27 protein-coding genes are annotated in these 25,742 nt (G+C 40.4%); 16 read left to right on the top strand and 11 right to left on the bottom strand.

What is annotated here, in order from left to right; genetic code table 11:
- The first annotated feature begins 50 nt into the window (after window positions 1-50).
- The gene (locus BP74_RS05580; RefSeq protein WP_496371911.1) at window positions 51-539 is read left to right on the top strand and encodes a thermonuclease family protein; all 489 of its coding nucleotides are present in this window, start codon (window positions 51-53) and stop codon (window positions 537-539) included.
- 202 nt (window positions 540-741) lie between these two features.
- Here BP74_RS05580 and BP74_RS05575 read toward each other — a convergent pair whose 3' ends face one another.
- The gene (locus tag BP74_RS05575) at window positions 742-1,761 is read right to left on the bottom strand and encodes an LLM class flavin-dependent oxidoreductase (RefSeq protein ID WP_496371909.1); all 1,020 of its coding nucleotides are present in this window, start codon (window positions 1,759-1,761) and stop codon (window positions 742-744) included.
- Between the two features lie 329 nt (window positions 1,762-2,090).
- Between BP74_RS05575 and BP74_RS05570 the strand changes: the two genes are divergently transcribed.
- Complete coding sequence (locus BP74_RS05570) at window positions 2,091-3,014, top strand: SdiA-regulated domain-containing protein (protein WP_496371907.1); 924 nt, start codon at window positions 2,091-2,093, stop codon at window positions 3,012-3,014.
- A gap of 206 nt (window positions 3,015-3,220) precedes the next feature.
- Window positions 3,221-3,499 (top strand): 2TM domain-containing protein, encoded by a 279-nt coding sequence (locus BP74_RS05565; protein WP_496371905.1) that lies wholly within the window; start codon window positions 3,221-3,223, stop codon window positions 3,497-3,499.
- Window positions 3,500-3,601: 102 nt separating this feature from the next.
- On the opposite strand, the gene BP74_RS05560 is transcribed toward BP74_RS05565, so the two are convergent.
- Window positions 3,602-4,612, bottom strand: a complete 1,011-nt coding sequence (locus tag BP74_RS05560) for a potassium channel family protein (RefSeq protein ID WP_496371903.1) — start codon at window positions 4,610-4,612, stop codon at window positions 3,602-3,604.
- Between the two features lie 180 nt (window positions 4,613-4,792).
- Window positions 4,793-5,206, bottom strand: a complete 414-nt coding sequence (locus BP74_RS05555) for a response regulator (RefSeq protein WP_496371901.1) — start codon at window positions 5,204-5,206, stop codon at window positions 4,793-4,795.
- A gap of 410 nt (window positions 5,207-5,616) precedes the next feature.
- Here BP74_RS05555 and BP74_RS05550 point away from each other — a divergent pair, with 410 nt between their 5' ends.
- From BP74_RS05550 to BP74_RS05540, 3 genes are all read left to right on the top strand, one after another.
- The gene (locus BP74_RS05550) at window positions 5,617-6,135 is read left to right on the top strand and encodes a helix-turn-helix domain-containing protein (RefSeq protein WP_496371899.1); all 519 of its coding nucleotides are present in this window, start codon (window positions 5,617-5,619) and stop codon (window positions 6,133-6,135) included.
- Window positions 6,136-6,262: 127 nt separating this feature from the next.
- Window positions 6,263-6,610, top strand: coding sequence for a cupin domain-containing protein (locus BP74_RS05545; protein WP_496371897.1), 348 nt, complete (start codon window positions 6,263-6,265; stop codon window positions 6,608-6,610).
- Between the two features lie 217 nt (window positions 6,611-6,827).
- Entirely contained in the window at window positions 6,828-7,550 is a 723-nt protein-coding gene (locus BP74_RS05540) for a YiaD family glycine zipper/OmpA-like lipoprotein (protein WP_496371895.1), read from the top strand.
- A gap of 235 nt (window positions 7,551-7,785) precedes the next feature.
- Here the strand turns inward: BP74_RS05540 and BP74_RS05535 are convergent, their stop codons facing one another.
- From BP74_RS05535 to BP74_RS05520, 4 genes are read right to left on the bottom strand one after another with little or no spacing between them, the layout of a single operon-like run.
- Entirely contained in the window at window positions 7,786-8,163 is a 378-nt protein-coding gene (locus tag BP74_RS05535) for a hypothetical protein (RefSeq protein WP_496371893.1), read from the bottom strand.
- A gap of 34 nt (window positions 8,164-8,197) precedes the next feature.
- On the bottom strand, window positions 8,198-9,160 hold the full coding sequence (locus BP74_RS05530; protein ID WP_496371891.1) for an MlaD family protein: 963 nt from the start codon (window positions 9,158-9,160) through the stop codon (window positions 8,198-8,200).
- Window positions 9,161-9,166: 6 nt separating this feature from the next.
- Complete coding sequence (locus BP74_RS05525) at window positions 9,167-9,937, bottom strand: ABC transporter ATP-binding protein (RefSeq protein WP_496371889.1); 771 nt, start codon at window positions 9,935-9,937, stop codon at window positions 9,167-9,169.
- Between the two features lie 13 nt (window positions 9,938-9,950).
- Window positions 9,951-10,715 (bottom strand): MlaE family ABC transporter permease, encoded by a 765-nt coding sequence (locus BP74_RS05520; RefSeq protein WP_496371887.1) that lies wholly within the window; start codon window positions 10,713-10,715, stop codon window positions 9,951-9,953.
- Window positions 10,716-11,272: 557 nt separating this feature from the next.
- On the opposite strand from BP74_RS05520, the gene BP74_RS05515 reads away from it, so the two are divergent.
- Window positions 11,273-12,550, top strand: a complete 1,278-nt coding sequence (locus BP74_RS05515) for a BamA/TamA family outer membrane protein (RefSeq protein ID WP_496371885.1) — start codon at window positions 11,273-11,275, stop codon at window positions 12,548-12,550.
- 202 nt (window positions 12,551-12,752) lie between these two features.
- Window positions 12,753-12,944, top strand: coding sequence for a hypothetical protein (locus BP74_RS05510; protein ID WP_496371883.1), 192 nt, complete (start codon window positions 12,753-12,755; stop codon window positions 12,942-12,944).
- Between the two features lie 205 nt (window positions 12,945-13,149).
- Here the strand turns inward: BP74_RS05510 and BP74_RS05505 are convergent, their stop codons facing one another.
- Window positions 13,150-13,752, bottom strand: coding sequence for a hypothetical protein (locus tag BP74_RS05505; protein ID WP_496371881.1), 603 nt, complete (start codon window positions 13,750-13,752; stop codon window positions 13,150-13,152).
- Between the two features lie 596 nt (window positions 13,753-14,348).
- Between BP74_RS05505 and BP74_RS05500 the strand changes: the two genes are divergently transcribed.
- Window positions 14,349-15,407 (top strand): glycoside hydrolase family 53 protein, encoded by a 1,059-nt coding sequence (locus BP74_RS05500; protein ID WP_496371879.1) that lies wholly within the window; start codon window positions 14,349-14,351, stop codon window positions 15,405-15,407.
- Window positions 15,408-15,427: 20 nt separating this feature from the next.
- On the opposite strand, the gene BP74_RS05495 is transcribed toward BP74_RS05500, so the two are convergent.
- The gene (locus BP74_RS05495; protein WP_496371877.1) at window positions 15,428-15,895 is read right to left on the bottom strand and encodes an RrF2 family transcriptional regulator; all 468 of its coding nucleotides are present in this window, start codon (window positions 15,893-15,895) and stop codon (window positions 15,428-15,430) included.
- 331 nt (window positions 15,896-16,226) lie between these two features.
- Between BP74_RS05495 and spt the strand changes: the two genes are divergently transcribed.
- From spt to BP74_RS05460, 7 genes are all read left to right on the top strand, one after another.
- Window positions 16,227-17,429, top strand: a complete 1,203-nt coding sequence (spt, locus tag BP74_RS05490; RefSeq protein WP_496371875.1) for a serine palmitoyltransferase — start codon at window positions 16,227-16,229, stop codon at window positions 17,427-17,429.
- A 21-nt stretch (window positions 17,430-17,450) separates the two neighbouring features.
- Window positions 17,451-18,572, top strand: a complete 1,122-nt coding sequence (locus tag BP74_RS05485) for a hypothetical protein (protein ID WP_496371873.1) — start codon at window positions 17,451-17,453, stop codon at window positions 18,570-18,572.
- 19 nt (window positions 18,573-18,591) lie between these two features.
- Window positions 18,592-19,602, top strand: coding sequence for an NAD-dependent epimerase/dehydratase family protein (locus BP74_RS05480; protein WP_496371871.1), 1,011 nt, complete (start codon window positions 18,592-18,594; stop codon window positions 19,600-19,602).
- A gap of 110 nt (window positions 19,603-19,712) precedes the next feature.
- Window positions 19,713-22,049: a nitric-oxide reductase large subunit gene (locus BP74_RS05475; protein WP_496371869.1), complete on the top strand. Its 2,337-nt coding sequence runs from the start codon at window positions 19,713-19,715 to the stop codon at window positions 22,047-22,049.
- Window positions 22,050-22,096: 47 nt separating this feature from the next.
- Window positions 22,097-22,498 (top strand): putative zinc-binding protein, encoded by a 402-nt coding sequence (locus tag BP74_RS05470; protein WP_496371867.1) that lies wholly within the window; start codon window positions 22,097-22,099, stop codon window positions 22,496-22,498.
- A 70-nt stretch (window positions 22,499-22,568) separates the two neighbouring features.
- Window positions 22,569-23,816 carry a peptidase U32 family protein gene (locus BP74_RS05465; protein WP_496371865.1) on the top strand — a complete coding sequence of 416 codons (1,248 nt, stop codon included), beginning with the start codon at window positions 22,569-22,571 and terminating at the stop codon, window positions 23,814-23,816.
- Window positions 23,809-24,030 carry a ferredoxin gene (locus BP74_RS05460; RefSeq protein WP_496371863.1) on the top strand — a complete coding sequence of 74 codons (222 nt, stop codon included), beginning with the start codon at window positions 23,809-23,811 and terminating at the stop codon, window positions 24,028-24,030. Before BP74_RS05465 ends, BP74_RS05460 begins: the two co-directional genes overlap by 8 nt.
- Before the next feature lie 98 nt (window positions 24,031-24,128).
- Here the strand turns inward: BP74_RS05460 and BP74_RS05455 are convergent, their stop codons facing one another.
- Together BP74_RS05455 and BP74_RS05450 are read right to left on the bottom strand one after the other, a co-directional pair.
- On the bottom strand, window positions 24,129-24,704 hold the full coding sequence (locus BP74_RS05455) for a hypothetical protein (protein WP_496371861.1): 576 nt from the start codon (window positions 24,702-24,704) through the stop codon (window positions 24,129-24,131).
- A 173-nt stretch (window positions 24,705-24,877) separates the two neighbouring features.
- Window positions 24,878-25,742 (bottom strand): carbohydrate-binding protein (locus tag BP74_RS05450; RefSeq protein WP_496371859.1); only part of this gene is annotated, 865 nt, incomplete at its 5' end.

The following is a 25,742-nucleotide window of genomic DNA, read 5'->3' as shown; positions in this document are numbered from 1 at the left end:
GTTCAATACTAAATTACCTATAAGTGCAGAGGTGCACCATTGCTAAAACAGTGAAGAACAAAACCTATGAATGCAAAGAACTTCAGTACCGGTATGAGTATGGAATAGTGACCCGAATTGTAGATGGAGACGGCATTTGCGTCGTGAATTTGACCAGTGAGAAAGAGCTGGAAATTCGTTTATTAGGCATTGATGCTCCTGAAGTGAGCAATTGTAAAAAGCTCCGGGAGGACGAAAGAGAAACACATATGCCTGGCGGTTTGCTACTAGAATTGGGGAGAGCTTCAAAACTATATTTACAAATGCTATTGCCAATTGGTACAAAGATCAGTTATGTGAGTGCTGTAAAAAGTAGCCAGGACGTTTATGGTAGGTTACTGGCTTACGTTTACCTTAATGATGGTAGATGTATTAACCAGGAGATTGTAAGAGCCGGATATGCCAAAGCCTTTGACAAGTACGATTGTGATCAATTATCTTTACTCATAGCTTTGAATGCAGAAGCAAGGAGAGAACACAGGGGAATTATCAATCAGTAGATATTTTCTGATTTTTTCAGAAAGTAACCTATGTTTTAGAAACCTTGTTGCCCACTTGTTGCCCAGAACGCTGAAACCCTTGATATACAAGGAAAGCTATATTCTGTATCGGAAAGTAAAAACCTCAGACTTTATTAAGCTTATAAAGTGTTTAAAATTATTGGAATAATGAGCCTTCTTTATTTAAGTAGAGGGGGTACAATTATTTGTATGCGCCTTCATTTATCTCCTTCATAATTTCTGCAAATAATCGGGCAGATTTGATCCGGTCATTTATATCATACATTGCTGATACAGCTATCAATTCATTTACACCTGTTTGATCAATAAACGCCTGTAAGCTATTCTTGACCGTTTGTTTGCTACCTACAAATGAGTATTTCAGCATTTGATGAACAGCAGGATGCTGTAACAGTTCTTTTAATTCTTCAGTCATTTCTGTTGGTGGCGGTAATGGCTGCCTGTTGCCGGTTAACACGCCAACAAACATCCTGATCAAGCTGGTGAACATCCTTTCCGCTTCTTCATCAGTATCTGCTATATAAACATTTATCCCGGCCATTGTATAGGGTTCACTTAAAACCTCAGAAGGTTGAAATTGCTCTTTATAGATCTTTAAAGCCTGGTCTAAATAGGTGGACGCAAAGTGACTGGCAAAAGCATAAGGCAGTCCTTTATTGGCGGCTAAATGTGCACTATCAGTACTGGACCCCAATATATAAATTGGTATATGCGTCCCTTCAGCAACAGGTGCTCTAACGTTGGATTTTTTATTTTCCAATGAAAAATACCGCTCAATTTTAGCCACTTCCTCCGGAAATAATTGCGCAGCCTGCATAAAATCTGACCGTATGGCCTGGGCGGTTTGCTGATCTGTGCCTGGAGCCCTGCCAAGACCTAAATCTATTCTACCAGGATATAAATGGGCAAGGGTTCCAAATTGTTCCGCTATAATCAAAGGTGAATGATTAGGAAGCATGATGCCACCCGAACCTACCCTTATCGTTTTAGTGTTTTCCGCAATGTATCCTATGAGTATAGTGGTAGCACTGCTGCCTATATTATCTGAATTATGATGTTCAGCAAACCATATGCGTTTGTAATGGTATTCTTCTGCCTTTTTAGCTAAGGTTAACGAGTTATTCAGTGTTTGTTTTATCGATTCTCCTTGCGAAACAATGGCAAGTTCCAATATTGAGTAGGGTATATTTTGTTTTTCCATAAGGAAGATTAGATAAATGTAATATTGACGTTGCGGGTAAAAACGGAATAGCAAAATTACCTATTGATGCCATCCTTTGTAGAATGCTTTCACCAAAGAAGTGTTATTAAAATAGTGTGGGTAGTAAAATAATAGTAAAGTTCCTTCACATATGTAAAGCCTTTTCGGTTGTGCCAGGTATAATAACGGGGAAATAAAAGTTGCCGGGGGAATTTTATTCGCTTTCAAAGGAATAATTGCCTTTTACCATTGAAAAAGCATTTATGCGGAACAATTTGTGGTTTCTCTCTCAGGCACTATATTTTCTATACTATTAAAAAAACAATTCCATGTCCATCCAATATCTCACAAGGTATCTGTTCATCAGCTTGCTTGTATTAAGTTTAGTCTCATGCATCAACAATAATAAGAATGATCATAAGGATAAAGCTTTAGTAAGAGGAAAGTCCGTTAATGCTGCAGAGTTCTCCCTTCAATATGACCTGTCAAAGCCCATTAATAAATGGGAACTTCCTGCACAGCTTAAAGAAGTTTCAGGGATTGTAAAGCTTGACAATAATCAAATGCTTGCTATTGAAGACCTGCACCCTACGCTTTATATCCTAAACCTTGAGAATGGAAAAGCATCTATAGCCGATACCATCTCTTTTTACGAAACAGCAAAGGAGAAATTCGATATAGAAGATGTGGCTGTAATTGGAAATGATGCTTATGCCTTATGGAGCCATGGTAGTATTTTTAAAATCTCTGACTTTAGAAAGGGCAAACAGGTAAAGGAGATCGTAACAGGACTGGATAAGACAAACAATACAGAAGGATTAGCTTATGATCCCGTTTCCGGTAATCTGTTGATCGCCTGCAAAAATGAATCAGGTTTGGAAGATGAGAAAAAATCAGCTCGTGCCTTATATGCACTGGATATCAAAAGCGAAAGCCTGGTACAAAAGCCTTTCCTGGTCATTGAAAGCAAAGACCTGAAGGCTATGAGCGGCGATAAAGTAAAGTTCTTTCCCTCAGGTGTTGCAGTTAATCCTGCTTCCCATGATATCTATGTCATTTCAACCAAAGACACGAAATGCATGGCGCAGTTCAGCCATGATGGTCAATTGGAATCTTTTACCTATTTGGATAAAGACCTCCTGGAACAGCCTGAGGGTATCTGTTTTGACCCTGCAGGTAGTTTATTTTTAAGCACAGAAGGAAAGCACGGCAAGCCTGCTTATATCTACCAATTTGGATCAAAGGGGCAATAGTTTAAGCTTGCCGGACTGCTAATAGGGAGTACGCTGCAATGCAGCCAGAAAGTACTCTCCATTTCTTATATGGTTGATACCTTGCAATAGGGTTAGGTCATAGAACTGACGACAAGCATACATTCTCCTGACTGTAATTCTTGTATAGAAACACCCTTGCAGATACCTTAGCCTTCATCAATAAATTAATCATATAAAACTATTATATGCAAAACTTGTCTGACACGCAATTGCGCGAATTAGCCAGGAAGCGGGTGGATTTCAGGCGTCACCTGGTTGTTTTTTGTGTGATCAATGCCACTCTATGGCTCTTATGGTGGATGACAGGTCAAGGTTATCCCTGGCCAATATGGCCTCTGGCAGGTTGGGGAATCGGCCTGGTATTCCATTATTTATTCGACTACAGGTCATCAAGGCTTTTTTCTGAAGAAGAGGAATATGATCGCCTGAGGCATAGGAGCCATGAAGAGCATGTAGCGCAATAAATAGTAAACAGGGCAGATAGCCGGAAGTATTGATTATACTTTTCCTAAGGAAATAGTGTAATGGGTAAGGTATATACTACAATAACTGTGAGATTATCTGAATTATTCGCCCACATTTTTCTTCATCTCGGCTATCTGTTCTTTTGTTCCTAGCACAATTACTTTCATATCCCTGGAAATGATCGTTTCATCAGGAGGATTGATAAGAAACTTTCCATTTTCATCTTTTATCCCAATACAATTAACACCTGTTTTCTTCCAGTTCATGATATGCTTCAACGATGTATCCCTGATATTGGAGGGTAGCTTGTAATAACTCACTGCTTCAATATGAATGGATTCACCATCTTCTCCGGATAGGAAATCAATGAATTCGATGACATCAGGCTTGGATACCAGTGTAGCCATATGTGTGCCACCAATAAGATCTGGCATCACTACATGATTGGCACCTGCTTTATACAACTTGGTTGTTGCACTGCTGTTGGATGCGCGACTGATGATATTCAAATGGGGATTGAGCGACCGGGCAGATAAAACTATGAACACGTTATCGGCATCTTCAGGTAAGCTGGTCAGCAATGTACTGGCTTTTTCTATGCCTGCCTTCACCAGCATCTCGTCTTCCGTTGCATCCCCGATCATGTAAACCAGGGAAGAATCTTCAAGATTCTGCATGGTGGCGGCATTCTTTTCAATGATCACAAAATCAATTTTATGCGCCTTCAGGGTCTTGGCTGCCTGGTGACCATTACGCCCATACCCGCACAGTATGACATGCTGCTCTTTTTTAGCTAACTGTTGCATAAGTCGTTTGGTTGTAAAATAACGAGCCAGTTCACCACTCAGAATGTATTGGGTCAGTCTGGCCAATACATAGGTAAATGTAGTGAAGGAAGTAATGATAAAGATGATGTTGAATATCCTCCCATTGGCTGATAGAGGCCTGATCTCGTGGTAGCCAATAGTTGAGATAGTAATAATAGCCATATACAACGCGTCAAAAAAGCTGTAACCTTCCACTATCATATACCCGGTCACTCCAAATACGATGATCAGGAAGATCATGAGTAGCCATTGTACAAATGAATTCAGCTTTTTGAAAGGCCACATGGAAGTGAGGTTGTACTTAAAGTTCCAGATATTTTTGAACAGGTCAAAATCCTCCTGTCATTCAGGCTATTAAATAAATTAAAGAGATGCACCAGTACTTTTGCAACCTGTGCTTGTTATAATGGTAATTGAACTGGGGATTAATGTCCGGTAAAACTATTGCCAGTTTATAGGTTATCCTTATAGCCTGGCAGGTATAGTCGAATAAGTAATATCCCTGAATAATGCTACCTGGGTAGTAAATTCTGAATAAGTAGAAGGCTTTATAAAACAGGCCAGCGCACCCATGTCTATAATAGCATTTTTAAAAACTGGTGACATGGTGGTTGAATACATGATAACCGGGATATCCTTTGTATAGGTATTGCTTTTCAAAAGTAGCAATACCTGCTCGCCATTTATTCTTGGCATGTTATAGTCTAATATAATCAATGCAGGCAACGGCCCTATTTTTAAATTTAAATAATTCATGACTTTATCTCCGGCATTTAATATTTTAATACTAAGACCTGCCAATTCAAGAGATGAGGAAAGTAATTCCATATCATCTTCATCATCATCTATTAATAATATATAAGGCAAAGAGTTGGGCATAATTGGTGGCTTTATTTTATTGTTACAGATAATTTGTCATTTTAAAACCTAAGGGTGGCTTTGAGTTTCAGGAAAACGACAATTACTTAAGTTTTCATTTATCTCCTGTTATTGGCAGGAATTCATTGTTTGGGTTTAAGGTAGGTGTGTCTTTGTAGGGGATAGTTTATTATAATGCAAAGATCAATGTGTTGCAGGGGTTAAACCTTACACCATTATGTTTAAATGTTATAAAGTTTACAGATTGGGAAGTTTAACGCCCATTCCAATAAAACCCATTTTTTAAGAAGTAACTTACGGTGGTTGAGTTTTTGGTGGAATTATGTTTTAAGGCATCAAATGGTAAATATTAAATTGTTGAATAAGAATTGAAGCTGTTAGTCAAAAATATGGTAAGCCTGCGTTGCAAAATGATCCTTAGATCAGAGTTGGAAAAAATGGGTTTACATTTTACTACAGTTGATTTGGGTGAGGCTGAAATCAAGGAGGATCTTACACCCGCTCAGAAAGCCGAACTGGAGACAGCTTTGCGAAAGTTTGGTCTCGAACTCATGGAGGATAAGAAAAGTATGCTTATCGAAAAAATAAAGAATATAGTAGTGGAGATGATTCACTACAGCGATGAGCCGCCTGTTTGGAACTTTTCCAGTTACCTGGCTGAAAAATTAGATTATGATTACAATTACCTCTCTAATCTTTTTTCTGAAGTAAAGGGCACTACTATTGAACATTTTATCATTGCGCATAAAATTGAGCGTGCCAAAGAACTGCTGATATATAATGAACTTACCCTTACTGAAATTGCTGATAAGCTTCATTACAGTAATGTGGCACATCTTTCCAACCAGTTTAAAAAAGTTACCGGTTTAACTCCTTCTTTTTTTAAGAAAATGAAGCATAAGCGCCTAATTGCATTAGAGAACCTTTGACTTTTTTCCATTAATTCATTTCTGCAAAATCATTGAATCCTGTAAGTTCTTTACTGAATGATGTAAGACTTTCTCCAATGCATTATGTGACCTTTACATAATAGAATTTCTTAATCATATTATGGGCATGCAAACAGATACTACCGAACTCGCAAAATCGAAAGCGCACATTATAGTGGAAATATTGGAATACATTGCTAATTCTACTTTAATTAAAACAATAATCAAAAAGAGCACTGGAAATATTACAGTAATGGCAATGGATGCAGGTGAAGAATTGGCTGAGAAAACTTCTCCCTTTGATACTTTTATCCAGGTAATAGATGGAGAGGCAGAGCTTATAATTAATAATAAAAAATATAACCTGCGCTTAGGCGAAGGCATAATAATACCAGCGCATGCCGCTCATTGCTTCAATGCTAATAAGCAATTTAAAATAATCGCTACCATAATAAAGAGTGGTTATGAAGATTGACCTTATGGGAAAGAAATTATTTGTGAAGAATAATTTAGATGGAATATGAAATGAGTAACTTATTTATAGTAAATCCAATCCGTACCCCTTGTTTTACTTATATGCGCTGCTAATTATATTAAATGTATGTAAAGCAAGCTCTTAACATTATTCCTTGCTTGTTAAGCTTACATTACATTTCTTGTGCGTAATTCTACCCGCAAGGTAAATTTATAAGATGTCAAATAGTTATCTCGTTATCGCAACCAGCAAACATAAGTCCTCAATCAAACAAGGTCTGATGGGTTTTACTTTACTGGTTTCAGTTTTAGCAATACTCATGTCCGGATGTAAAACCATGACAAAGTCTCAAAAAGGAGCTGTAATTGGTGGAACCAGTGGTGCCGTTATTGGGGGTGTAGTTGGTCATACTATGGGCAATACTGCTATGGGTGCTATTATAGGTGCAGCTGCAGGTGGCGTTGCCGGAGGCGTAATAGGCCATAAAATGGATAAGCAGGCAGAGGAAATAGCAAAAGAAATGGGTGATGCTGAAGTGATAAGAGAAGGAGAAGGAATTGTGATCAAGTTTAAAGAGAAGGTTTTATTTGCTTATGACCGTTCAGATCTAAATGCAACTGCCAAAACAAATCTTGATAAACTTAAAAATATCCTGCTCAAATATCCTGAAACGAATATTACTGTGATCGGGCATACAGATAGCAAAGGGTCTGACAGTTATAATCAAACCCTGTCTGAGAGCCGTGCCACTGCTGTTACGAATTATGCCAGCCAGAATGGAATTGACAAAGCAAGATTGACAGCGATTGGAAAAGGCGAATCTGACCCTATTGCAACAAATGATACAGAGGAAGGAAGTGCTTCCAACAGGCGGGTTGAATTTGTAATTACGGCAAACGATAAAATGAAAGCTGAAGCCAAAGCAGAAGCCGGTAAATAATCAGATGTAGAGATATATAATTAATTGTCCTTTACCTGGAAAACAATTTGCAGAGCCATAGATGAACAATCTATGGCTCTCTTTTTATGTAATGCTGTAAGGAAGAGAACTTCCTTTACAATTAGTCTGATTAGTCGTTTAATTATGATGAGAATGTAAGAGACGCAGATATCCAAAATGCAATAGCTGTTCCAGGATAACTGAAACAGCCATTGCTGAGAGTTCTAAAGTATGCTTAATTGAATTTGGCGGATATAAATTCAACCAGTTTTTCCTCACCCATTTTATTGGATGTACTTTGATTGGCTACGGTGTTTTTAAATTGTGGTGTTGTAGCCAGGTAATTGATAAATTGCTCCTGTACCTGTCCGGTACCGGTTACATGCAATTCTTCTGCGTTTTGCATATGAGAAGTTATCCCTTTGAAAAACTTGTCCTGCATTGTTCTTTCAGAATTATTTGCGGCATTTTCATTGGAATTTCCACCGCTCACAGGATTGATCTCATTGGCTAGTATAATAAAGTCACCACTGTTTATATTTTCCCTGCCAATAATGGTTGCCTGGTGCGAATCCATCCATATGCCAAATTGCTTTTTGTTTTTTCCAGTCATATAATTGAGTTGTTAATGAAATAAGTAGGTAGCATTATTGTTTTTCCTTTTCTTTCTTTTTCCTGTCTATTATAACCTGTTGAGCTTTTTGAGCAGCTGCTTCTATTTCAGCTAAATCTGCATCGTTCATTTCTATATCTGTACTGTCTATATTAACTGCAGCAAGTGCTGCTGCTTTTTCCTTTGCTTTGGCCTGCCTTTTAAAATAGCCCTTAAATAAAAAGTTTCCCTGCAGCGCTTTCATATTTTCACTAAACCCAAAAGCCGCATCATTGATAGTAGCCATAGTGGTGCTCGCACGCGCAGCAGTACCCTCCAGGCTTTTGGCTAATGTATCATTGTAAAGCAGCCTGCCCAATGAACCTTTTCCTCCTTTGATCTCACCGGTTATGTTGGCCAGGGAGCCGGTGATGTTTTCTGCATTCTTCATGGTTCCTTCCAATCCTTTGGCCAGGTCATCATTGTATAATAACCTTCCCATACTCCCTTTACCTTCCCTGATTTGAATAGTGATGGCGGCCAGCTCACCAGATATGATTTCTGCGTTGGATGCTACCTTGGTTAATTTGGAGATGCTCTTATCAAAATCTAGTGGATTGATCGTAAGTATCCTGCTTCCGTTTGTTAGCACTACGGTATTAGCTGCTCCTGCTGTGATGGTGATCAACTTGTCACCCATTAATCCATCGGAGCCAATACTGGCAAAGGAAGTTGATTTTAAAAAGGGTTTGATCTTCGCCTGCAGTACCATATCCACCCTGATCATTGTGTCAGAAATGATAGAAATATCCTCTACCGTACCAACATTGATACCTGCAAACCTGATATTATTACCAACCTGTAAACCTCCCACATTATTGAAAGTGCCATAAATATGAAAAGTATCTCCAAAAAGATTTTTCTTCTTACCAATAATAAAGACACCGGCCACCAGGATCAACAGGCCTATTATGGTAAACAGGCCTATCCTGGTTTTTTGAGACATTGTAGTTTTCATAATTAATTATTTAAAAAATGAGCTCACCAGTTCATTGGGCGAGCTTTCCAATTCTTTATAGCTTCCTTCTGCTATGAATGCACCATCATTCATTACCAGTATCCTGTCTCCGGTGATTTCTGCACAGGCAATATCATGCGTAATGATGAGGGAAGAGGTTTTGTATTTTTTTTGCATCTCCAGGATCAATTCACTTATTTCCCGGGAAGTAATAGGATCCAGTCCCGTGGTGGGTTCATCATACAGCATGATCTCTGGTTTCAGGATCAGGGTCCGTGCAAGGCCAATCCTTTTGCGCATGCCACCCGAAAGATCGGAAGGCATCACATCAATGGCGCTTAATAAACCAACACCTTCCAAAACTTCTTCAATGCGTTGGTTGATCATGGCAGCATCTGTACTTCGCAATACTCTTGTTAGTGGAAATTCCAGGTTTTCCCTTACCGTCATGGAATCATAAAGTGCTGCGCTCTGGAATAAAAATCCCACCTTGGTCCTGAGTAATTTTAATTCGTCATCATTCAATCCTTTCACTTCCTGCCCGAATACTTTCAGGCTTCCTTCATCATGACTCAATAATGCAACAATGCATTTGATGGTGACAGATTTGCCTTGTCCCGATTTTCCCAACACAACCAGGTTTTCACCCTTGAACAGGTCCATCGTGATATTGGTAAGCACTTTTTTCTTGCCAAAGAACTTCTTCATGCCCTTAATCTGGACAACTGCTTCTTTATTATTTCCGTTTATAGTTTTTACTGAATTGATATTTTCCATGTTATTTATGCTATTAACTGTAAGCAAATATGCTTGTCAACTGCACTGCAATAGCATCCAGCACAATGATCCAGAGAGAAGCATTTACAACAGCAGAATTAGCCGCTACACCTACGCTTTCTGTTCCCCTGTTAGAATTATATCCTTTATAGCAACCAATAAAGCCAATGGCGAAACCAAAAAATATGGTCTTGGCAACTGAAGGCAACAGGTCGGAAAAGGTTAAAGCATCAAAGGCCTTATTAAAATAGAGTAGGAAAGTAAAATGCCCTCCCAGGTTCGAAGCAGTAAATCCACCCAGTATGGCTAAAGTGTCAGCCATCAGGGTCAACACAGGTATCATGAAAATGCAGGCAAGAATTCGTGGAACTACCAGGTACTGCATTGGATTGGCTCCGGATACTTCCATGGCATCTATCTGTTCACTCACTTTCATACTGCCTAACTCTGCACCGATACTCGAGGAGATTTTTCCTGCGCATATCAATGCAATGATCACAGGTCCTATTTCCCTGATCACTGAGATGGCTACCATACTTGGCACAAAGCTTTCGGCACCAAATGCTTTCAGGGTAGGTTCAGACTGTAGCGTTAAAACGAACCCGAGTATAAAGCCTGTTATACCTACTAATGAAAATGATTTGTATCCTATTATATAACACTGCCTGATAAATTCATTCCATTCGAATCCCTGCCGGAAAATATTTTTAAAGAATCCAGACATGAATTGCATCTGGTTCCCGGTTTCTTCCAATACGTCAGTTATTTTGCCTGCCATATAATTTTGAGTTTAGGTAATTATTTGCTGTTGAGCTTACCATATACTTTTTAAAAGAATTCTTTTTACAGTTATTCATAATTAATTGGATTCACATCCACGTACTCGTTGTTTGAAATACGATCATCATTCTATTTTTCGATGTTAATTAAACCTCCATATTTTATTAAAAGATCTATCTATGGAGTTTTGTTATAAACCACTGACTGAAATAGTTCCCTTTGAAGAAAATTTTGCCTGGTGATAATCCAGTTGAAGGAACGGTTTATAAAACGGGTTGCTTAGAAGGAAAATTAAATCAATGTAAAGGTCCGGAATTTTTAAAGAGCCTTTGTTACATGATTCATTATAATCCTTGCAAAATTCTTTGTTTTATATGCTTTTATAGCCAATTAACGTTTGTTGGCCGAATGTTTACAGGGAGAAGTAACAACTTTACTTCAATTGTTTATTTGTGATTTATTTTATTTTGGAAATAAACTTGTAATACACCAGATAAACCTGGCGCTAAAGAAAGTTCAGTTTAGCATCTGAATGTCCGGTTTCTAAACCTTATTATGAAGAATATAATAGCAGATCTTATTTATTGGGGGAGACCTGCAAAATCAATTAAACCTATTGTTCTTCTTGTATTGGTTCACTTATTTTTTATCTCATTAAACGCACAAGATGCAACCACCATCATTCCAAAGAACAATGCTACCAAATCCGATACATCGAGGCAGACGGACCTGATAGATATTGCTAAAAGCCTGTTTCGCATAAAACCTGGTAAAATAAGAGAGCAAAAAGACCAAAAGGTTTATTTTTCATTGTTACCCATTGGTGCATCGGTTCCCGGTGGTAGCGGCAGGGCCCTGATTACGGCTACTACAGCTGGTATTTATTTAGGCCCACGCAGAACAACCAATTTGTCCAGTGCCACATTTGCTCCCTACTGGAATTTTCATGGACGATTTGGCCTTCCCCTGCGCAACAGCATTTGGTTTCCCGGGAATACACGTACCATCCAGGGTGATACGCGGTTTCTTGTCTATCCGCAGTTTACCTGGGGATTGGGAAGTAGTCACAGCACTGATGAAAAAATGCTGGTTGATTACAAATACATCCGCTTCTATCAAAGTCTGCTCAACCGTGTCAGGTCTTATTTCTTTGCCGGCCTCGGTTATAACCTGGATTATCATTTCAATATTAAAACTGAGGACTCGCTGGTGGACCTTAAAACCTATACTGGATATTCTTATGGTACCAGCCGGAATTCCTTTTCTTCAGGTGTAACCCTCAACCTGTTGTATGATACACGTAACAATTCATTAAACCCATTACCTGGTTCTTATGGAAATATTATTTACCGGGTCAACCCCCGGTTTCTAGGTAGTAATGATAACTGGCATTCATTGTATGTGGATGTTAGAAAATATCTTTCGTTGAATAATGCAAATCCAAACCAGCAAAACAAACTGGCGTTTTGGTCCTACCTGTGGACGGTCTTAAATAAAAATAGTCCTTACCTGGATCTTCCCAACATTGGCGGAGACCCGTACAATCGTTCAGGCAGGGGGATAGATCAAAACAGGTACAGGGGCAGAACCCTTTTCTACCTGGAAAGCGAATACAGGAGAGATATCACACCAAATGGATTATTGGGATTCGTGGTATTTGCCAATACAAATACAGTAAGCGGTTTCGGTACCTTATTTACTTCGTGGCACCCGGCTATTGGGGCGGGTTTACGCGTCAAATACAATAAAGGGTCCAATACCAACATTGGTATTGATTATGGAGTTAGTAAAGGGTTTAGTTCTATCATGATAAACCTGGGTGAGGCCTTCTGATAATTGATAAGTTCGCGGGAATGCCATTCCCTACTAATACCAGGATATAATCTTAGCTGAACAGGTTTACTATAACAGACTGGCATATATCCTGTGATAATAATTAACGCGAGCCTACCTTTAAATAGCCTACCTTTCCCCAATCACCAATTGAAGAGGTTAAACATATTTATTCTACATCTTCAATTAACTCTTTAGGTCAATGAAAAAAGTTACTATCGTTTTTGCATCCTGGAAAGACCTGTGGGATTTCCAAAACCATGTCCGTTCTGATAATTTTGATATCGTTCAAAATTCCTGCGAATTAAAAGGTCAGTTCTCTGATGATGAAATTTCTTTTGCAGTCAATGTTATGAAGGCAAAGCTTGTAGAAGAGACTACAGCTGTAAAGTAAGGTTGACAAAAGAAAGGGTTGACAGGTTAACAAGTTGAAATGTTGATAAGGAAGTATCTACAACCGAATGCTTTTTGTCGAATGTAATGACTGCAACCAATAACACGCTGCAACCTAACCAGTCGTTTATTCTTAAGATTAACTGCATATAACAGTTCTGCCCAGCCTAACGAACCAGAAACAAAAAACCAGAAACCAGAAACGCTTAAGCAGCATGCTTAAGCAAAAACAATGGAATCATATATCCCGGAGGAAAGTCTCCTTCAAACCTCACCTTCCAGTCATAGTCATTCATGTATAGCTCCATGAACTCCTTGTCTTCATCATTGAGTGGTGCCTGAACTTTAATATCCAGCTTATTCTTTAGCTTCTTTGGCTTTTCGGGCTTTGGTTCCTTCAGCCTTTGATCCAGTTCCACTTCAAAGGAAGAGAGCAAAAGGGTAAACTGATCTTGGGTAAGGGAGATACGCTGTTGCTCTTCCAGGAAATGGTACAGGGCAGTAAATACATCCCCTTTATTCATTCCCTGCTTTAAACAAACAATGGCTATGGTCCTTACCTGTTTAAACAACTGCCTGTACCTTCTTTTAACCGGTACAAAGCGGTAGATGATGGAAGACATGATATTGCCTGTACCAAACCTTTCTGCGCTTCTCCTACTTCCTTCAAAGGCAGGATCACTCCAGAAGCGCTTTGAATCCACTCCTGGCAGCAGCCGTACCAGGTAACCCCATTCCACATCCTTATAAAAGTTCACGTTATCATCCACTGTACCTGTTGCCTTGATGTAGCCTACTTGCTTTGCCATATGATATTGGTTTTATAGCTGCAAGTTTTTGAAAATCCCTCTCAGTTCAAAACCACCCTGTCCGTTTTGGCCGTTTTTGGCCGATTTGACCGTTATTGTCCGCTTTTGGCCGTATTGACCGGTTTTGTCCGTTTTCCTCTCTAACCAATTGATCCTTACTCCTTTTTCCCTTTCTTGAAAATTGAACATTGAGCATTGCTCATTGAGCATTATTCCTCCTTCAACCCAAGCGAGGAACGCAATGAAGCCTCTCCAACCTAACCTCACTTCATCATTCGATATTCCTTGTTCATCTGTTCGATATTCCCCTCCTTCTCCCTATCTCCAGTATACCAGCGCCCTGGCTGCAGTATACCTAGGGTATAGATACTGCGTGATGATCACGCAGTATCTATACCCTAGGTAGGGATTTGATAGGGCGCAGCTATACTCCAGGTAGGGAGTCGATAGGTTGTTAATTGGGAGAATGCCGGGAGAACATTGGATGGAAAATTTTCAAATGCAACTATAGCTTACATTCAATGTATGACTGATGGAAATCACCGGAAATCTTGCGTTGAGGAGTTATTTTTATTGATCTATAAAAAATTAGGCTAATGCAGGTTTTGGAAACTGGAAGATTGAAAATTCTTACAAGTATTATAGCTCTTTATTTGTGTTCCTTATTAGCCTGCAATAAAAAAGCGGTTATCCCTGATCCGGTTCCTACCCCGCCGGCTACACCATTCCTGTTTGCAAAGGGTGCAGACATAAGCTGGCTGACAGAGATGGAGGCTGCTGGTAAAAAGTTTTATGATACTAATGGCAATGTAAAAGATGGCATTGCGTTGCTTACAGAACTAGGGATGAACACTGTAAGGTTAAGGGTGTGGGTAGATCCTGCAAATGGGTGGAATAACAAGGCTGATGTGGTGGCAAAGGCTTTAAGAGCCAAAAGCCAGGGCATGCGCATCATGATCGATTTTCATTACAGCGACACCTGGGCTGATCCCGGCAAGCAAGGCAAGCCTGCTGCCTGGGCCTCGAAATCAGTTGCTGATTTGCAGCTTGCTATTGAATCTCATACCACTGATGTTTTGAATGCGTTAAAAGGACAGGGCATAGAACCTGAATGGGTGCAGGTGGGTAATGAAACAAATGATGGTATGCTTTGGCCTGAAGGCAGGGCCTCAACCAATATGAAGACATTCGCCAAATTCATTGCTTCGGGATACAAAGCGGTAAAATCTGTATTTCCTGCCTGCAAGGTTATAGTGCATCTTTCTGATGGATTTAATAATACACTTTACCGCTGGTTGTTTGATGGACTTAAAGACAACGGAGCTGGCTGGGATGTTATTGGCATGTCTTTGTACCCACAGTCATCCAACTGGTCAATGCTGACCACACAGTGCCTTGCCAACATGGAAGATATGGTGTCGAGATATCAAAAAGAAGTTATGGTAGTGGAAGTGGGCATGAGCTGGGATCAGGCAGCGTCCTGCAAATCTTTTCTTGAAGACATTATGGCAAAGACCCGGTCTCTTCCGGGAAACAAAGGATTGGGTGTATTGTATTGGGAACCTGAAGCGTATGGTAACTGGCAAGGATACACGCTTGGTGCATTCGACAACAGCGGGCGGCCAACAGTGGCGCTCCAGGCTTTTCAAAAATGAACTGAAAATTACAGTTGGCATCACTTTATTGCCTTTGTCTTTTTTCGAACACGGAAATTGGCCAGGAACCGCTCCCCGGTTTTTAATTCCTGCGCCAGGTCGCGGATAGTCTTGGTTTCAAATAATCGTATCAACTGCTGCTTGATTGGTTTGTATTGAAAATGCATAGGACAGGGTTGGGCTTCGGAGCAGGCTTTGAGTCCAAGTACGCATTTGGTAAAGATGTCATCTTCTTGAATGGTTTCAAGTATGGTTCGTATGGATAAACCTTTTGCCTTATCTGTAATATAAAATCCTCCATTAGGACCACGTACGGAGCTAATCACCTCATTGTCCTTTGTAAGCAGTTGTAATATTTTGGCAGTGAAGGACCTAGGTGCATCTATCGATTTGGCAATTTCGTCAATGCCAAGCTTATTTTCTTCGCTACTTTTCTGGGCTATATAAATGGTGGCACGAAGAGCGTATTCGGCGGTTTTTGAAAACATCTGTCTATGGTTTACCAGATCAACTTTGATCTACAGGCAAAATAAGGCAACCTTCATGTTTTTACAATAATATTCTTGCAGATATAAACAATTCACAATCAGGTAAGGTGCATATTAAAGACCTCATTATCCTTTTCACATTGCTTTACTATTGGTTATAAGTTACAGGCCGTCGCGGAATTTGATAAAGAAATAAAGATAAAATTGTCTTTATTTATTACTTTTGTTCCAATAGTAGCGCAATTGTAAACCATTGGCCTGCCACCATTCTGTTTTCACCACCCTATCCAAACCAGGTAAATAACGCAGGCTATTATTTTTAAAATGATCTATGATACAACAAGCTTTATTGGAAAAGTTTGAGCAGTTTACCGCTCCGGAAGAACTAAAAAGGGCAGGCATATATCCTTATTTCCGTCCCATTGAAGAGAACCATGATACGGAGGTCATCATACATGGCAGGAAGTTGTTAATGTTTGGTTCCAACAGTTACATGGGATTGACCAATCATCCCAAAGTGAAAGAAGCTGCAAAGAAGGCGATTGACAGGTTTGGTAGTAGTTGTTCGGGATCCAGGTTTTTGAATGGCACTTCCCAACTGCATATAGAACTGGAAGAAAAGCTGGCGGCGTTTACAGGAAAAGAAGCAGCACTGGTTTATAGTACGGGTTTTCAAACCAATCTTGGCACAGTGGCTTCCATGGTAGGAAGGCATGGAGTGATAATTCTGGATGAACTGGACCATGCCTCGATCATTGAAGGCAGCCGGTTGTCATTTTCAAGAGTGCTGAAGTTTGCGCATAATGATATGAACGACCTGGAAGGTATTTTGAAAACATTTCCTCATGATAAAGTGAAGATGATCGTAATTGACGGTGTGTTCAGCATGGAGGGTGATATCTGTAATCTTCCCGAGATCACAAGGCTGGCTGAAAAGTATGGTGCATTGGTAATGGTGGATGATGCGCATGCCTTAGGTGTGATAGGAGAACAGGGAAGGGGCACTGCTGATCATTTTGATTTGACAGAACAGGTGGATATCATCATGAGTACATTCAGTAAATCACTGGCTTCCATCGGTGGCTTTGTAGCCTCTACAAAAGAGGTAATAAATTATTTGAAACACCACTCCCGTCCTATGATCTTCAGTGCAAGTATCCCTCCATCTGCTGCAGCTGCAGCACTGGCGGCACTGGAGATCATCCAGGAGGAGCCGGAAAGAATGGAAGCTTTATGGGATAACACCCATTATATTTCAAAAGCTATCAGGGATATTGGTTTTGATACCAATACTTCAGAAACGCCCATTATTCCCATTTATATCCGCGACAACCAGGTCACTTTCCAATTTACACAACGCCTGTTTGAAGAAGGCATATTTGTTAACCCGGTAGTATCCCCTGCAGTACCCAGCGACTCATCCCTGATCCGCATGTCCATTATGGCTACACATACCCGTTACCAGCTGGATGAAGCCATTGGCAAGATAGAAAAGATAGCAAGTGAGCTGCAGGTATTTGCGGAGCGCCACTGATCTTAAAAATGAAGAGAAGGTATGAGTATCGTTATAAAAGAAGTCAATGATAAAAAAGGTCTTGCAGCATTCATAGACCTTCCCTACAGGCTATATAAAGATCATCCCTATTATATACCACCTTTACGCTTTGATGAGGAAGCTACATTAAGAAAAGATAAGAACCCGTCCTTTGACTACTGTGATGCAAGGTATTGGCTGGCCTATAAGGGCAACAAGGTAGTGGGCAGAATTGCCGGCATTATCAATAAAGCCTATATAGAAAAATGGAAGGACAGGCATATACGTTTTGGATGGATCGATTTTGAAGAAGATGAAGCTATTGTAAAGGCGCTGATGGAAAAAGTTGAAGAATGGGGAAGAGAACTTGGAATGAAGGCTGTTCATGGCCCGCTTGGGTTTACAGATCTTGATCATGAAGGCACATTGATAGAAGGCTTTGACCAGGTAGGTACTCTTGCCGCGCTGTATAATTATCCCTACTATCCTGTGTTGATGGAAAAGCTGGGCTACAACAAGCATACTGACTGGGTGGAGTACAGGGTAAAGGTGCCTCAGCGCATGGATGAAAAGCTGGAGAAGATCGCATCTATTGTGGAAAGACGTTTACAATTAAAAGTAGTGCGCTTTAAGAAGGCAAAGGAATTATTACCCTATGCTCCAGCTATTTTTGACCTTATTAATACAGCTTACTCTGACCTGTATGGAGTGGTGCCCCTGACACAACGCCAGGTAGATTATTATACCAAGCAGTATTTCTCCTTTATCAAAGCAGATTTTGTGTCCCTGATCCTGGATAAGGATGATAAGCTTGCTGCATTTGGCATTACCATGCCTTCATTATCCAAGGCCCTGCAAAGGAGCAGGGGAAGGTTATTTCCATTTGGTTTTATTCACCTGTTGAAGGCGATGAAAAAAAATAATACTGCAGACCTGTTAATGGTGGCCATTCGTAAAGACCTGCAGGGTAAGGGGGTTAACTCCTTGCTGATGTGCGAGACATTGAAATCATACATCCGCAATGGAATTGAGTTTGCTGAAACCAACCATGAACTGGAGGATAACAAAAAGGTACAGTCATTATGGGAGCATTTTGATGCTACATTGCATAAGAGAAGAAGGTGTTATATCAAACAGCTTTAGTTTTTAATTTAATGAGTAGATGAAGAAACGGATACTGATAACCGGTGCGAGTGGCTTTATTGGTAGCTTCCTGGTAGATGAAGCTATTGCCAATGGTTATGAAGTGTGTGCAGGTATCAGGCCTTCCAGCAACAAGCAATACCTGCAGCATCCGGGTGTGCGCTTCCTCGAAATGGATCTTTCCTCTGCCGAACGGTTAGAGTGCCAGCTGCAGGCATTTAAAAACCAATACGGAAATTTCGATTATGTCATTCACAATGCGGGTATAACACAGGCGCATAAACGCGAAGATTTCCATACTGTGAATTATGAGTACACCAGGAACCTGGTTGATGCACTCATAGGTGCCTCTATAGAGCCCCATAAATTTATCCTGATCAATTCATTGGCAGCCTATGGGCCGGGTGATGCGCATAAAATGCAACCCATCAGGCTATCTGATGATCAAAAGCCTATCTCTGAATACGGCCGGAGCAAAATGAAAGCTGCCAGCTATATTAAATCACTTGATCTTCTTCCTTATATCATTGTTCATCCAACAGCAGTATATGGGCCCCGTGACAAGGATTTTTTCCAGTTTATCAAACTGGTAAATAATGGTATTGAGCCCTATGTGGGCAGGCATGCTCAAATGATCTCCCTGATCTATGTAAAGGACCTTGCCAAAGCAGTCATAGCCTTGCTTAACTCGGGATCAGTGCGGTGTTCGTATATAGTGTCTGATGGTATTGATTACAATAAGGAACAATTAGGTTTAGAGGCAAAATTGTGCCTGAGAAGAAAAACTGTAAAGATCAAATTGCCCCTGCGACCTGTTCAAATGACCATTTCTGCCATTGACAGTATGCACCAGTTGTTATTCAGGAAACTTCCTTTTATTAACCGCGAAAAGCTGAATGAGATCAGCAGTGCCAACTGGCTTTGTGAAAGCAGGGAAGTGTGGGGGCATTTAGGTGACAAGCCTGCGTATTCTTTGAAGGAAGGAATAGAAGAAACTATTTCCTGGTACAAAAGCAATGGCTGGCTGTAATGTATTCCAATGATATTATCCAGGAAAAGATGAGGGCTTTGTAAAACTGGCTACCTTAATTAAGGATAAAAATATCTTTAATTAGTATATTGAGTGACAATTCTGCTGTTATGAGACAAAAAAACTTCATCAGTTATTTACTGAACCCAAAGAACTGGTGGCTGCCTTTATTGGTGATCTTCACCATAAGTGCAGCGGGTGTGACCATGATCGGTATACACACATACACCGAGGCACCACCTATCCCCAATTATACTACAGGCAAGGGAGCAACGATCTTTTCAAAGGATGATATTTTACAAGGGCAGGCAGTGTTTCAAAAGTATGCCCTGATGGAGTATGGAAGTATGTTTGGAGATGGGGCAAACAGGGGCCCGGATTTTACCGCCGAAGGCCTGCACCAGGTTTCACTATACATGAATCAGTACTATGCTTCAGCACTAAAGGGAAACAATAGTGATGATTTGTTAAGACAGGGGATGGAGCAACAGGTAAAAAAAGAGATCAAGAGTAACAGGTATAAAGCATCAACAAATAACGTGTCACTGTCTGATGCCCAGGCATTCGCTGCTGATGAACTGGTAAAATATTATACTGCAAAATTTACTGATCCTTCATCTCCGGGGGCTTTCAGACCTTCGGGATATCTTTCAAATGCTGCTGAAATAAGGTCCTTTACGGCTTTTGTTTTTTGGGGCGCATGGGTTTGCGGAGTGGAACGACCGGGCAAGACCTACAGTTACACGCACAACTGGCCTTTCGATCCGCAGGCTGGCAACACACCCAGTGCAGCTATTATTTTATGGAGTATTATTGGATCCCTGGGGTTGATCATAGGCCTTGGGTTGGTTCTTTTTTACCATGGTCGAATGGACAAGCTGGATGATAATGCTTTTGTCAACAAATCATCCAGCTTTATGACGAAAAAAGCTGTGCAGAGATTCAGGCCCAACGACATTCAAAGAGCTACCTACAAATATTTCTTTACGGCAATAATTCTTTTTGCCGTACAGGTTTTATCGGGGATATTAACGGTGCATGATTTTGTTGGATTTGTAAGGTTCTTTGGATGGGATATTTCACAGGTACTACCAGTTACGATCACCCGTAGCTGGCATGTTCAATTATCGCTTTTGTGGATCTCTGCGTGCTGGGTAGGCGCATCACTTTTTGTGATGCCATTAATTTCCTCTGTGCAGCCCAAAAGGCAATTGTTGTTGGTCAACTCTGTTTTTTGGCTTCTTGTTGCAACAGTTGCAGGATCAATGGCAGGCATATTTTTAGGACCACATGGGTTATTGGCTAACTGGTATTGGTTGGGTCACCAGGGTTGGGAGTATGTGGAACTGGGGAAGCTTTGGCAGGTTTTACTGGCTGCTGCTCTTGTGCTATGGGTTGTAACATTATATAGGGGCATCAGGCCGGTAATGAAATGGAACCAGCCATGGGCTTTACCCAACTGGATGGTTTATACGACAGCCAGTATTCTCCTATTGCTTATATCCGGGTTTATAGCTACCCCTAAAACCAATTTTGTCGTAGCAGATTTCTGGCGTTGGTGCGTAATACATATGTGGGCTGAGGCCTTCTTTGAAGTTTTCACTACTGTGCTTATAGGATACTTCATGGTGTTAATGGGATTGGTGAGCCGCCAGGCAACCATTAGGGTGATATACCTGGCTACATTGTTATTCCTTGGATCCGGATTGCTGGGCATATCTCATAATTTTTACTGGAATGCAAAGCCTGTGGGCACAATGGCGCTGGGTTCTGTTTTTTCAACCTTACAGGTAATACCTCTTGTATTGTTGACCCTGGAAGCATGGCGATTTAGTAAGATGCCAGGGCTATTGGAAAAAAAATCAGGTGCAACAGCAGGTAACCAGCTTTTTGGATTTAAAGAAGTGTTCCTGTTTTTAATAGGTGTAAACTTCTGGAACTTCTTTGGTGCAGGTGTACTCGGTTTTATCATAAACCTGCCCATTGCCAATTATTATGAGCATGGTACCTATTTGACAGTGAACCATGGGCATGCAGCCTTAATGGGAGTTTATGGTAACCTGGCACTTGCATCCGTTTTATTCTGTTGCCAGTTATTATGCAAAAGTTGGTGGTGGAAACCTAAAACGGTGCGTTTGATCTTCTGGTCCATCAATGTAGGTTTGATACTGATGGTTTTCCTTGACTTATTTCCCGTTGGTATATGGCAGTTCCAGACTGTAACAGAGAAAGGTTTCTGGTATGCCCGTAGCAGCAATTTCATTGAGAGTACAGGATTTCAAACGTTTACCTGGCTAAGAATTATAGGAGGAGCCTTATTTACAATGGGTGGTGTTTTTCCTTTACTATGGTTGATCATAAAAGGAAGCAGTAAAGTGAAAAGAAATATTCCCGGCCTGGAAAGACTTATTGCAGGAAATGAACCGGTAAGTGAAGCTATCTATTGACCTGTGTGGTATTAGAATATTGAATCAATAGCGAAAAAATTAAGTGTATGAAAAATATGGTAGATCAAAAACCACTTGTGTATTCATGTTCCGGTTGTTCAAGCTCAGCGCAAATGGCGAATTATTTGGCTGTACAACTTGACCGCCAGGGAGTTGCCGAGATGTCATGTATTGCCGGTGTAGGAGGCAATGTAAAAAAGTTGGTCAAGACCGCATTATCGGGAAGGAAGATAGTGGTAATAGATGGCTGTCCATTGGCCTGTTCCAAACACTGCCTTGAAAATCATAATGTAAAACCTGATATATACTTTGATCTTTCTTTAATGGGAGTAAACAAAAAAACCCATGAAGATTTTAGCACTTTACAGGCAAAAGCTCTACTTATTCGGTTGAAGCAAGCTATAGATCCTTCCTATGAAGAGACAGAATTAAATCCTATTCCCCTATGAATATTACGGTAAGGTCCCTCTGCTTCTAAAGAGAGGGGCTGATGACCGTATATAATAATGTTACCTATAAATGAGAAACAATAAGATTGAGTTATTGGCACCAGTGGGATCATTCGATTCTTTACATGCGGCAGTGAATTCCGGTGCTGATGCATTCTATTTCGGAGTGGAACAATTGAATATGCGTGCGCGTTCAATAAATGCCTTTACTGTAACAGATATAAAGGAAATAGCTTCCATAGCCAGGAAAAAAAATGTAAAGGCTTACCTCACGCTAAATACGGTGATGTATGAGCATGATATGCAATTGCTACAATCAGTATTGAAAGAAGTTAAAAAGCATGGGATACATGCTGTTATAGCTTCTGATTTTGCAGTGATACGAATGTGCAATGAGTTGGGTGTTCCCTTACATGTATCTACCCAGGCCAATGTATGTAATGTGGAGGCTGTCGCATTTTTTGCTGCTTTTTCAGATGTAATCGTTTTAGCCAGGGAGCTTACACTGAAACAGGTGGAACAAATAACCAAAGAGATAAGGCGGCGAAAAATAAATGGGGTTTCTGGTGAACCACTGCGTATTGAAGTATTTGTGCATGGAGCATTGTGTATGGCGGTATCTGGGAAATGTTATTTAAGCCTTCACCAACATAATGCTTCAGCCAACAGGGGAGCATGCCTTCAAAATTGCAGGCGATCTTATAAGGTCATTGATGCAGAGACCAACCAGGAACTACTAGTCGACAATGAATATATTTTTTCCGCCAAGGACCTTTGTACAATTGATATTCTTGACCAGGTAGTTAACAGCGGGGTCGATGTAATAAAAATTGAGGGTCGTACTAAAGGGCCAGAATATGTTTTTACAACCACCAGGTGTTACAGGGAGGCCCTGGATGCCATAGCTGATGGCAGTTATTCAGATAAAAAGGTGGAGGCCTGGAAACATGAATTAGAAAAGGTATATAACCGCGGATTCTGGGAGGGGTATTACCTGGGAAGGAAATTAGGCGAGTGGACAAAAGGCCCTGGATCTGTTGCGACCGAAAAAAAAGTCTATATAGGTAAGGGCACTAAATACTATCCCAAAATTGGTGTGGGGGAGTTCCTTGTGGAAGCAGGAACAATAAAGGAGGGGGATACAATTATGGTAACCAGTCCATCTTATGGAATTTCCAGGAATAAGATGGAAACGTTGGTGGTGAATGGGGTAGTGGCCAGGGAGGCAGGTAAGGGTGATAAGATCACCTTTCCCATAAAAGAAAAAATTACGGTTAAGGATAAACTTTATAAAATCATAGATAACTCCATTGTTTAAGATCGTTCATTATAGAAATAAATGCATTGGCTGCGGGATATGCTTTGAGTTGCAACCGCATTTGTGGAGGATGAGTAAAAAGGATGGTAAAGCTGTTTTACTCAATGCTTCCGTCAATAAAAAGTTGTTCATTCTTGGGGTTCCGGAAACTGAAATTGAATTGACCATGGAAGTTATAACGGCTTGCCCTGCAAGGGTGATTAAAATTATGTAGTGGCTTGTTTACGTTAAAGGCTAAACATCTTTTTACCCTGTTATGAAATAAAAAAAGCTCCTGTTTAGAGGAGCTTTTTTTATTGTATGTATCAGATATTATTTTGTATAAACAATCTTGGAAACATTATTATTGGCAAGAGAGTACACACTATTGTAAGAATAGAACGAAGCGTATGCAACTGTTTGGCTCTGATCCTGTACAAGGGCATTTTGCTTATCTAATGCAGCCTGGTTATTACTCAGTACACTAACGAATTTAAATAGCCTGCTGATGGTGACCTTTACATATTTCTTACCGTCCACTGTAGTATCTGAAGTGGTTTTCTGGCTGGGATGCACATCATTCAGGTTAATAGGAACCCAATCAGTAGCTACTCCTGCCGCATTTGCCAATGCAGTAAAATGAAGCCCATTCAGGTAAGAATGTGAAAAATCCTGTGTTAAGTGCAATGCCCAGGAACGCTGGTATTCAGTTGGATCAACTAAAAAGTTCACAATCTGGTTGAAATCAAGATGCAGTGTGTCATTAACAACCGTGGTTTTAACCACCTGGTCTTTTACATCAAATTTGATAGTGTAAGCATTGTTTGGATCGATAGGGACTTCCTTGTTGTTCTTGGTACATGCGGTCAAAAAAAGTGTTAATAGGGCGATAGACAGGTAGCGTTTCATACTAGGTGTTTTATAGTTTTCAAAAGTTTTCATGGTAGGGTAAAATTTAAAAAGCGCGTTGCTTCCGAAAGTACATATTTAATCTTCAAAAGCAAATGAAGTTTACTGCTTTACCTGATTATTTTTTGGGTACAGCTAAAGCAGTAAATCTTCTATTCAATAGATGTTATATATTAAAGTTTAATGATCTTCCTGGTTTCTTTTTTTCCATTCATATCAATCATTATAACATATTCCCCTTTTGGCAGATCACCGATTGAAAGATCAGTTCTCATGATATTATTTGCCTTGGTTACAGAGAATTGTTTTTGCAAAACTCCTGCCATATTTACTACTTGTATTTTCATTGCTCCTGCAAAAGAGTTTTGCAATGTCATGGTAAAACGATCCCTGACAGGGTTTGGATAAATAGCAGCAGTTGAAATGGTAGTTTCCATCTGCTCCCTGACAGGGGCAGCGGCAATTCTTCCTGCTACAACACTAGCACTTGCAATCTCCAGCCAATTAATATTAAAACCCTGGGCTGAGGTGGAAAGTAATCTTAGTGTTTGTGGTCCTGCAGTCAGGTTTATGTTTACACTAACTGTTTGCCAGGTTTGGTATCCACCTGTTGAAGGAAGGTTGACAGAGGCAAGTACAGTAGCCCCGTTTTTCACCTGGAGGCTTGCTGTGTTATATGGAGTAGCAATTCTAAGTTTTAAGGTATAAGTTCCTGAAGTGGAAGGATTGATGGCATAATCCATCCAGTCGCCATTGTCTATCCAACCCACATCCAGTGTTCCGCCAACGTCCGCTGTGTTTTCGGTAAGCACTCCACTCATGGCGCTCCAGTTCTCTGCTTCAATATGCATGGAAGATCCGGAAGGCACAGAAGCGTTTACGGTTACCACCACATCATCTGTAGCAGTAGCACCGCCATTATCTGTTACGGTGAGGCGGAAAGTATAACTGCCCTGGGTAAGACCTGTTACAGTGGTTGAAGCAGAAGAAGGAGAGGTGATGGTAGCTGCTCCGCCGGATAGTTTTGTCCAGGCATAA

The organism is Flavisolibacter ginsengiterrae DSM 18136, from assembly GCF_059568575.1.
The sequence above is the reverse complement of the archived record's forward strand: the minus strand, read 5'-3'. Positions and strand labels throughout refer to the sequence as shown.